Raw genomic sequence first — 1993 nt, forward strand, 5'->3', positions numbered from 1 at the left:
GCACCGTTGCAGTGACCAATCCTGACGGCACTATCGCAACCGTTACTGCTGGAGCCGATGGTTCCTACACCATCACCTCGCCAGCCAATCAGCCTTCCGGAGATGTGGTGGTTGTGGCTACGGATGCGGCTGGCAATGTCAGCGCCGAAACCACCATTCCTTACGTCGATGCCACGGCACCTGATGCCCCGACGGCAGAGGTGACGGTCAATGCTGACGGTAGCCTCACCATTGTTGGTACCTCTGAACCAGGTAGTACGGTTGCAGTAACCAATCCTGACGGCACTACCGAAACCGTGGTCGCTGGTGAAGATGGTTCCTACACCATCACCACTCCGGCCAATCAGCCTTCAGGCGATGTGGTTATCGTAGCTACCGATGCCGCTGGCAATGTCAGCGCCGAAACCACAATTCCTTATGTAGATGCCACTGCACCGGATGCGCCGACTGCCGAAGTGACGGTCAATGCTAACGGCAGCCTGACCGTCGTTGGTACTTCCGAGCCAGGCAGCACTGTCAGCGTGACCAATCCTGACGGCACTACCGAAACCGTGGTCGCTGGAGCCGATGGTTCCTACACCATCACCACGCCGGCCAACCAGCCTTCCGGCGATGTGGTGGTCGTGGCTACAGATGCCGCAGGCAATGTCAGCGCCGAAACCACCATTCCTTACGTCGATGCCACTGCACCGGATGCACCGACTGCTGAAGTGACCGTCAATGCTGACGGCAGCCTGACCGTTTCCGGTGTAGCAGAGGCGGGTAGCACCGTTAGCGTGACTTACCCCGATGGCACTGTCGAAACCGTGGTTGCTGGTGAGGATGGTGCTTACACCATCACTTCGCCGATCAATCAGCCAACTGGTGACGTAGTCGCTATCGCAAGCGATGCCGCTGGCAACATCAGTGCTGAAACCACCATTCCTTACGTCGACGCCACGGCACCGGATGCACCGACGGCAGAGGTGACCGTCAATGCTGACGGCAGCCTCACTATTGTTGGTACCTCTGAACCAGGTAGTACGGTTGCAGTAACCAATCCTGACGGCACTACCGAAACCGTGGTCGCTGGTGAAGATGGTTCCTACACCATCACCACGCCGGCCAACCAGCCTTCGGGTGATGTGGTTGTCGTAGCTACCGATGCCGCTGGCAACATTAGTGCGGAGACTACCGTTCCTTACGTCGACGCCACTGCGCCGGATGCCCCGACTGCCGAGGTGACCGTCAATGCTGACGGTAGCCTCACCATTGTTGGTACCTCTGAACCAGGTAGTACGGTTGCAGTAACCAATCCTGACGGCACTACCGAGACTGTTACTGCTGGTGCCGATGGTTCCTACAGCATCACCACTCCGGCCAATCAGCCTTCGGGCGATGTGGTTGTCGTAGCTTCGGATGCGGCTGGCAACATCAGCGCTGAAACCACCATTCCTTACGTCGACGCCACTGCGCCGGATGCCCCGACTGCTGAAGTGACCGTCAATGCTGACGGTAGCTTGACCGTCGTTGGTACTTCCGAGCCAGGCAGCACCGTTAGCGTGACCAATCCTGACGGCACTACCGAAACCGTGGTCGCTGGTGCCGATGGTTCCTACACCATCACCACGCCAGCCAACCAGCCGTCGGGCGATGTGGTTGTCGTAGCTACGGATGCGGCGGGCAATGTCAGCGCCGAAACCACCGTTCCTTACGTCGATGCCACTGCACCCGATGCACCGACTGCTGAAGTGACCGTCAATGCTGACGGTAGCCTGACCGTCGCTGGTACTTCCGAGCCAGGCAGCACCGTTGCAGTGACCAATCCTGACGGCACTATCGCAACCGTTACTGCTGGAGCCGATGGTTCCTACACCATCACTACTCCGGCCAACCAGCCGTCGGGGGATGTAGTTGTTGTGGCTACCGATGCCGCAGGCAACATTAGTGCGGAGACCACCGTTCCTTACGTCGACGCCACTGCGCCGGATGCCCCGACTGCCGAGGTGACCGT

General features: G+C 59.1%; 1 protein-coding gene. It reads left to right on the plus strand.

What is annotated here, in order from left to right; all coding sequences use genetic code 11:
• On the plus strand, positions 1–1993 hold a 1993-nt coding region (locus tag ACT9T4_RS26610; protein ID WP_499119870.1), incomplete at both ends, for an Ig-like domain-containing protein.

The sequence above is a fragment of the Pseudomonas sp. SZ40 genome (assembly GCF_052958135.1).